The organism is Bacteroides sp. 1_1_30 (assembly GCF_020982715.1).
Taxonomy (GTDB): domain Bacteria; phylum Bacteroidota; class Bacteroidia; order Bacteroidales; family Bacteroidaceae; genus Bacteroides; species Bacteroides xylanisolvens.
This window is the reverse complement of sequence record NZ_JAJKHN010000058.1, coordinates 33,560-42,364: the sequence shown is the minus strand read 5'-3', so window position 1 is coordinate 42,364 and position 8,805 is coordinate 33,560. Positions and strand designations below refer to the sequence as shown.

The window sequence follows — 8,805 nt, the reverse complement described above, 5'->3', positions numbered from 1 at the left end:
ACAAGCCCTGAAAGGGCGGAACTGTATACAATTATGCCCTTTCAGGGCGCAAATTCAGATTGTCGTTTTTACGTAGGACGTTGCCCTACGCTATATAATTAAGCCCTTTCAGGGCACTCTGCAAAATTATCATTTAGTGATTATGTACTATTTAAATATTAAACGATTAGAAAAAGTATCATGAAGAAGTTATTGCTGGCAGTTTTTAGTATAACCGCCACTTTCTCTCTGTATGCGCAACGGGAAGTTCCGCAGGAACGAATGGAGCAGATTTACGAGGAAGTAAAGACACCATACAAGTACGGGCTCGCAGTTGCCCCGGCAGACAATTATCATAAGATTGATTGTCCTACCGTTTTTCGCCAGGGAGACAAGTGGCTGATGACTTATGTGGTTTACAACGGCAAAGGTGGAACCGATGGTCGTGGTTACGAAACGTGGATAGCAGAAAGTGATAATTTGCTCGAATGGCGCACTTTGGGACGGGTTCTTTCTTATCGGGATGGAAAATGGGACTGCAATCAGCGTGGCGGATTTCCTGCATTGCCGGATATGGAATGGGGTGGAAGCTATGAGCTTCAGACTTATAAAGGTCGTCATTGGATGACTTATATCGGTGGTGAAGGAACGGGCTACGAAGCTGTAAAAGCCCCGCTTTATGTCGGACTGGCATGGACGAAAGGAGATATTTCCACGTCACATGAATGGGAATCTCTGAACAAACCGATTTTGAGCATCCATGATAAAGATGCCCAATGGTGGGAGAAACTGACTCAATATAAGAGTACCGTTTATTGGGATAAAGATAAAACACTGGGAGCTCCGTTTGTGATGTATTACAACGCGGGCGGGCGTCATCCGGAAACGGATTTAAAAGGCGAACGTGTCGGCATTGCGCTTTCTAAAGATATGAAGACATGGAAACGCTACTCCGGAAATCCGGTCTTCGCGCACGAAGCAGATGGAACCATTACAGGAGATGCGCATATCCAAAAGATGGGAGATGTGTATGTGATGTTTTATTTCTCTGCTTTTGAACCTTCGCGTAAATATAAAGCATTCAATACATTTGCCGCAAGTTATGATTTGGTGAACTGGACCGACTGGAAAGGGGCCGACCTGATTATCCCCTCCAAGAACTACGATGAACTGTTTGCTCATAAGAGCTATGTGGTGAAACATGACGGAGTGGTTTATCATTTCTATTGTGCGGTAAACAACGCAGAGCAACGTGGCATTGCCATTGCTACCAGTAAGCCGATGGGACGTTCAGCTGTCCGTTTCCCGAAACCGGAAATCAAGAACCGCCGGCAAATTATTGAATTAAATGAAGGCTGGAAAACTTGGAGAGTTGAGAATGGAAAGTTGAGAGTTGAGAGTGAAAAGACTGTGAATATACCTCATAACTGGGATGATTATTATGGGTATCGTCAATTGACTCATGGCAATCTTCACGGAACCGTTCTTTACAAAAAGGACTTCACCCTCAACAACTCTCAATTCTCAACTCTCAACTCTCAACTTAAAAAATATTTCCTTCGTTTTGAAGGAGTGGGTACATACGCCACCATTACAGTGAACGGAAAGGACTTCGGACGTCACCCCATAGGACGCACTACGTTGACTTTGGATGTCACAGATGAATTGAAACAGGGAGTAAATAGCCTGGAAGTGAAAGCCGAGCATCCTGAAATGATTGCCGATATGCCTTGGGTATGTGGGGGATGTTCGTCGGAATGGGGATTCAGTGAGGGTTCCCAGCCGTTAGGTATCTTCCGTCCTGTGGTATTGGAAGTAACGGATGAGATTCGCATAGAACCTTTCGGTGTACATATTTGGAATGACGAAAAGGCTGCTAACGTATCTGTAGAAACAGAGGTTAAGAATTATAGTAAAACAACAGAAACGGTAGAGTTAGTCAATAAACTAAGCAATGCCGATGGAAAACAAGTTTTCCGTTTGGTTGAGAAAGTTACTTTAGCTCCGGGAGAAATGAAAGTGATCCGCCAGCAGGCTCCTGTTGAGAATCCTGTCTTGTGGAATACGGAAAATCCATATCTCTATAAATTGGCTAGCATGATTAAGCGTGATACGAAAACAACGGATGAAATTTCGACACCCTTCGGTATTCGTACCATTAGCTGGCCGGTAAAACGAAACGATGGAGACGGACGTTTTTACCTGAATGGGAAGCCCGTGTTTATCAATGGAGTATGCGAGTATGAGCATCAGTTCGGACAAAGTCATGCGTTCAGCAATGAACAGGTCGCTGCAAGGGTAAAACAGATACGTGCAGCCGGTTTCAATGCGTTCCGCGATGCTCATCAGCCCCATCATCTCGATTATCAAAAATACTGGGATGAAGAGGGAATCTTGTTTTGGACACAATTTTCCGCCCATGTGTGGTATGACACTCCGGAGTTTCGTGAGAACTTTAAAAAGTTGCTTCGTCAATGGGTGAAAGAACGTCGTAATTCTCCGTCAGTGGTGATGTGGGGATTGCAGAATGAAAGCACTTTGCCTCGTGAGTTTGCACAGGAGTGTAGTGACCTTATCCGGGAGATGGACCCGACTGCCAAGACGATGCGTGTCATAACAACCTGCAATGGCGGTGAGGGTACAGACTGGAATGTGATTCAAAATTGGAGTGGGACGTATGGAGGAGATGTGACGAAATACGGTCGTGAGCTTTCTCAAGCGAACCAATTATTGAACGGGGAATATGGAGCGTGGAGAAGCATCGACCTGCATACGGAACCGGGAGATTTCCAGGTGAACGGAGTGTGGAGTGAAGACCGTATGTGTCAGCTGATGGAAACTAAAATCCGTTTGGCAGAACAGGCTAAAGATAGTGTTTGCGGACAATTCCAGTGGATATATAGCAGTCATGACAATCCCGGACGTCGCCAGCCGGATGAAGCGTATCGCAAGATAGATAAAGTAGGTCCGTTCAATTATAAAGGATTGGTTACTCCGTGGGAAGAACCGTTGGACGTATATTATATGTATCGCGCTAACTATGTTCCGGCTGCAAAAGACCCGATGGTTTACCTGGTATCACATACATGGGCCAACCGCTTTGAAAAAGGACGTCGCCGTGCCACTATCGAGGCTTATAGCAATTGTGATTCTGTATTGCTATACAACGATCTGACAAATGAAAAGGCAACCTTCCTCGGACGTAAAAAGAACAACGGAACAGGCACTCATTTTATGTGGGAAAACCGGGATATTCGTTATAACGTGCTTCGTGCAGTAGGCTATTACAAAGGTAAACCGGTGGCAGAAGACCTGATCCTATTGAATGGCTTGGAGCAAGCCCCTAACTTCGAACTTCTTTATCAGGATGATAAAAAGATATTGAAAGGAGAGGCAGGATATAATTATCTGTATCGTCTCAACTGTGGAGGGGATGATTATACAGATAGCTTCGGACAGTTATGGTTGCAGGACAATACGAATTATTCCCGTTCATGGGCGGAGAATTTCAAGGATCTGAATCCTTATCTTGCCAGTCAACGTACCACCAATGATCCGATTCGTGGCACCCGCGACTGGACGTTATTCCAACATTTCCGCTTCGGACGTCATCAGCTGGAATATCGTTTCCCTGTGGCAGACGGAACATATCGTATTGAACTGTATTTCACAGAGCCGTGGCATGGTACGGGCGGAAGCGCTTCTACCGACTGTGAAGGACTGCGTATATTCGATGTTGCCGTAAATGATTCTGTTGTATTAGACGACTTGGATATTTGGGCTGAAAGCGGTCACGACGGAGTTTGTAGGAAGATAGTATATGCCACAGTGAAAGGTGGAATGTTGAAAATTCATTTCCCGGAAGTGAAAGCAGGACAAGCCTTGATTTCGGGCATTGCTATTGCCAGCACAGATCAGGAACTGAAACCGACGGTATTCCCTGCGTCCGGCTGGAGTTGGGAAAAGGCGGATAAAGAAGTGATGGAAAAGACTCCGAAAGAGCTACTTCCAGAAGACAAGAATGCTCGTGTCAGTATATCATACGAAGCGGAAACCGCTGTACTGAAAGGCAAATTCCAAAAGAAAGAACATCGCAAACAGATGGGAGTGTTTTTTGGTAAAGGAAAAGGCAACAGCATTGAATGGAATGTTTCTACCGGATTGGCGCAAGTGTACGCCCTTCGCTTTAAATATATGAACACTACCGGAAAGCCAATACCTGTCTTGATGAAATTCATTGATTCAAAAGGAGTAGTATTGAAAGAGGACGTATTGAACTTCCCGGAGACACCGGATAAATGGAAGATGATGAGCACTACTACGGGAACCTTTATCAATGCCGGACATTACAAAGTATTACTTTCGGCAGAAAATATGGACGGAATTGCTTTTGACGCATTGGATATTCAATAAATCTTTCTATCAATTGATTTCAATAGAAACGGGATACGGAGAAGGTAAACTTTCCGCATCCCGTTTCTTTATATTCGGATCATTTTCTTAGAAATAGAATAAAGATGTTATTTTTTTATGATTCAATGTTCCGATTTTAATTATTTAAAAGATAGGAATTAAATAATCTCTATCTTTGAGGATAAACAAAAAGAACACTAATGGAAAGTGATATATCAAAGTATGATTTGCCGGTTGATTATATTGTAGGAGAGGGGTTCGCAAAAGATTTACTGAAGAGCTATAAGAATTTTCCATGTAAGATTGAATCCGGCTTATTTATTCTTTGTATAAAAGGCACTATGCAGGTAACGATCAATAGCAATGCCCATCATATCAGTGAAAATGATTTAATTACTTTGCCGCCTAATTGCATATTAGAGGTGCACACATTCTCATCCGATATCCAGATTTATTATGCCGGCTTTTCATCTCATTTTATAGAAAGTATAAATCTGATGAAAGCTACCCAGCACCTTCTTCCGGTAATTATGGAGAATCCGATAGTTGCTTTATCTCCACTTCAGGCATGTAGTTATAAGATGTTTTATGAATCATCTATTCTCTCATACGCTTCGTTTAGGACACGGGAAAATAAAGAGATAGTGAAAGCAGTTCTTACCATGTTCATTCAAGGAGCAACCGAAATTTATAAGTTACAGAATAATTGGTATTTATCTTCTCAATCAAGAAAGTATGAGATTTATCAGGAGTTTTTGCAATTGGCCATGAAGCATTATACAGTTCATCATGGCGCCTCTTTCTATGCCAATGAGTTGGGACTAAGTTTACCCCATTTTTGTTCAACGATTAAAAAGGCGGCAGGAAATACTCCGTTAGAGGTGATTGCTTCCATTATTTTGATGGAAGCTAAATCCCGTTTAAAATCGGCCGATGAGCCTGTGAAAAATATTGCTTTATCTTTAGGATTTAATAATATCTCGTTCTTCAATAAGTTTTTCAAGCAACACACTGGTATTACTCCTCAAGAATACAGAGGGCGTTAGACCTCTGCTTTTCTTTCGAATGGTAATGTAACCGTAAAACGACTGCCTTTTCCGATTTTAGACTCAACGAAAATTTCTCCTTGCAGATGTTCTACGATCGTTTTACAAATAGACAGTCCCAAGCCGGTTCCCTGTTTGAAAGTATCTACTTTATAAAAGCGGTCAAATATTTCATTCAAGCATTCTTGTGGAATTCCGGAACCTGTATCTTCTACATATATTTGTACTGAATCAGTATTTGTTTGATCTATCGCATAACCAAAGTGAATATGTCCTTTCTCTGTAAATTTCCGGGCATTATTAATGAAATTACATATTACTTGTTTCAGACGCGTAATATCTGTGTTAATATAAACATCTTCATTCGGTAATGATGCTTTTATTTCGATTTCGGATATAGGTTTCATCGTTTGTTCTTTCTCAATATCCATCAACAGAGCTTTAAGAGAACAATTAGAAAAAGTAAATTGAATAGTATTTGATTCAATCTTGGACAAATCAAGTATGTCGTCAATCAGCCTTACTAAGTGTTCACTGTTGATGCTGATTAATCGCACGAAATCTGCACGCTCTTCTTCACTTAATTCGTCATAAGTAGTACTTATAACATCGGAGAAACCGACTATTGCATTCAGCGGTGTACGGATTTCATGGCTCATATTGGCTAGAAATGCCATTTTAAGTCGGTCGCTTTCTTCTGCTTTCTTACGCGCTTCGATTAACGTATTTTCTATGTCTTTATATTCTTGAATACTCAAACAGATGCCCACTAATCGATAGGGATGTCCGGATATATTTGCGATATAAGTTGATTGCCCTTCAAACCATTCCCAAGTACCATCCCCACGGTGCAAACGAAATGATACTGCTTTGTCAAAGGTTGTATTACCACTAAGCTGCACAACAAAGGCGTCGGCCATAGCTTGTCGGTCATCCGGATGAATCATGTTCACATATTCCTCCATTGTCAAAGTGTTATCTTCTCCAGCCGGAATACCTAAATGTTCAAAATAACGATCATCAAGAGTGAATTCACTCCGGCTTATATCATAATACCATGGATAGATTCTGGTTCTTTGCAAAGCAGTATTCAAAATATATTCTTGTGTAAGTTCTACCGTTATATTACGGAAAAAGAATAAGACTTTGTATAAGTTATTTTCATCTCTGATTGTCGCAAATTCCCCTCTTATAGGAAATTGTGTATAATCAACCTGTTCTTGTATGAAGGTATGTTCAGGTAATGAATACGTATTTTCTCCCTGATGAATTTTCTCCAAAATAATCGGGAGTATATCTTCCCCTTTGTTTATTAGTTTAAATAAATGATCTGTAGGAAAGGGAAGCATCTCATTGACTGACGGATGAACATGAAGTTCTGCAAGAGCCTGCTGATTGAGTTGTATAACCTCTCCATTTGTATCAAATATAATCACTCCGTCAGGTAAAATGTTTAATAATTCATCATTATAGAGTGTCTGTTTGTAATCTTCCATTTCTTTTATTTTTATGCGGAATATAAGATAGATGAGACATATCTATAACAAAGAAAGCTATTTCTATGAAGATTACACCATATTTCTAGCTCTTTTTGAGCGACTTATACGGTTATTTTAAATTGCAACACATTTAATGTTAATACAATATTCTTATTTTAATATTCAGTATTCAAATATTAATAGAGCGAAACTCCCATATCAAACAATATGAAAGTTTCGCTTTTTCTATTTAGTAAGTTTTATCCCATTTATTTGCCAATCGTTTTTGGCTGTTCCTTCTGTGAAATTGAATGATTTAGTTTTGAGAGGTAATGGTTTGAAAGTTAGGGAAAATTCGGCTTCTCCGCTTTCAGGCAGAAAGAAATGCTTACCGGGAGTAATGCCGTCAGCTTTTTGTAATGTGTATGATGTACCTTGCTCGTCTACTAGTTTGGCATTTACACTTACTTGTATCCAGTATTTGGGTATGTAATATGCATAAAAATGAACGATAGTGGCTGTATCAGTCAATTCTACCTGCTTTACTTCAAGAATATCAGTATTGGTTGATTCAAAACTTGGATAGTTAACTACTTTTCTATTGGTGTCCCCGGTGATACTCATCTCACGCTTTGGCGCATCCAAATATCTACGCATCTTTAATTTCAAGCTGCCTTTACCATAGCCCGACCACATTTTCACGATTTTGCCTTTGGGAGAGATAAGAACATAATTCGGAATACCGTTGACGTCATACACAGCATATAGTCCTGCAGTTTGTTTCAAATCACTTAAGTTTTGCCAAGTCATTTCATGTTGCGTAGAAGCAGCTTTCCATCTAGTTTGCGTATCCGAACTCAAACTGATGATGGTGAGTCGGTCTTTATATTGCTCTTGAATCTCTTTCATTTCGGGCAAAGCCATGATGCAAGGACCACAACCACTGCTCCAGAAATCAAGTAACATATATTTTCCTTTGAAGTCAGCCAAATGATGAACTTTTCCATCTAAATCAAAAAGATCGGCGTCTGCCATGTCATCTCCTTCTTTCACTGTTTTAGGAGGGAAGAGATTAACCCTAATTTCTTGTCCTTCAATGGAAGCTTTCTGCTCTTCGTTTAATCTGTCATACAAAGCCAGTATTTCTTCCTTATTGGTAAACCTTGAATTGTATTTCAAAGACATACTCAAACGGAGTAATTTTTCCATCCAGACATTGGAAATAGGGAGCTCCTTCATCAACTTTAATTCCCGTTGATTAATAATAGAAGATATACTATCACTCTTTGTTCGAAGTGCTTTTCGTTCGGCTTCTGAAGCTGAACGCATACTTCTTTCTTTGATAGCCAAACGTTGAAATTCGTCCCATAAATCACGGGAATCCTCAATGAATCTATTATGTTCTTGTTGTTCTTTTACCGGACTGTCTACCCTCCATGTATAAATCAGAGGGTTTGTGCCCGTTACTTTTATTTTTGCGCCTGGAGTTGCATAAATATCTAACGACATTGGAGGGAAATCTGTATCGCGACACATGAGAGACAGTTGATCCATACCGCTTTCTCCTACATTTCGCTTGAAAAAGAAAGTTCCATTACGTATCGTATCCGTACCAACTATGCTTCCTACGCGTCCATCCGTCAAAAATAAGGAAACATGAGTTCCGTCTTTCACTCCTTTTACCTCACCTTTAATTGTGTACTCGTGTTGTGCTTGTGAAACGAGACTGCCTAATAAAAAGAGGCTGCTAAATAGTAGTTTTTTCATCATCATAATATTAGAAGTAATTATACGCCACAAGGTAAAGCTTTTCTTTATAGAGTGTTACTCCTTTTATTGTTCTTTAATATTTCTGTAAAAGAAAGGGGTACAAAATGCCCTTTCGTTCG

The 8,805-nt window shown here is 40.4% G+C and carries 4 protein-coding genes; 2 read left to right on the top strand and 2 right to left on the bottom strand.

Going from position 1 to position 8,805, the window contains the following annotated elements:
- Positions 1–180: 180 nt before the first annotated feature.
- Together LPH68_RS17025 and LPH68_RS17020 are read left to right on the top strand one after the other, a co-directional pair.
- The gene (locus LPH68_RS17025; protein WP_151923899.1) at positions 181–4,392 is read left to right on the top strand and encodes a malectin domain-containing carbohydrate-binding protein; all 4,212 of its coding nucleotides are present in this window, start codon (positions 181–183) and stop codon (positions 4,390–4,392) included.
- A gap of 200 nt (positions 4,393–4,592) precedes the next feature.
- A complete protein-coding gene (locus LPH68_RS17020) occupies positions 4,593–5,438 on the top strand; it encodes a helix-turn-helix domain-containing protein (RefSeq protein WP_128859607.1) in 846 nt (281 codons plus the stop codon).
- On the opposite strand, the gene LPH68_RS17015 is transcribed toward LPH68_RS17020, so the two are convergent.
- Together LPH68_RS17015 and LPH68_RS17010 are read right to left on the bottom strand one after the other, a co-directional pair.
- The gene (locus LPH68_RS17015) at positions 5,435–6,934 is read right to left on the bottom strand and encodes an ATP-binding protein (protein WP_151923898.1); all 1,500 of its coding nucleotides are present in this window, start codon (positions 6,932–6,934) and stop codon (positions 5,435–5,437) included. The two genes, LPH68_RS17020 and LPH68_RS17015, sit on opposite strands and share 4 nt — an antisense overlap.
- Positions 6,935–7,162: 228 nt before the next feature.
- The gene (locus LPH68_RS17010; RefSeq protein WP_151923790.1) at positions 7,163–8,689 is read right to left on the bottom strand and encodes a TlpA disulfide reductase family protein; all 1,527 of its coding nucleotides are present in this window, start codon (positions 8,687–8,689) and stop codon (positions 7,163–7,165) included.
- Positions 8,690–8,805: the final 116 nt, after the last annotated feature.

What these genes read in the sequence shown, in the direction of transcription:
- LPH68_RS17025 (WP_151923899.1), top strand. Translation starts at nt 181, where the DNA reads ATGAAGAAGTTATTGCTGGCAGTTTTTAGTATAACCGCCACTTTCTCT.
- LPH68_RS17020 (WP_128859607.1), top strand. Translation starts at nt 4,593, where the DNA reads ATGGAAAGTGATATATCAAAGTATGATTTGCCGGTTGATTATATTGTA.
- LPH68_RS17010 (WP_151923790.1), bottom strand. Translation starts at nt 8,689, where the DNA reads ATGATGATGAAAAAACTACTATTTAGCAGCCTCTTTTTATTAGGCAGT.
- LPH68_RS17015 (WP_151923898.1), bottom strand. Translation starts at nt 6,934, where the DNA reads ATGGAAGATTACAAACAGACACTCTATAATGATGAATTATTAAACATT.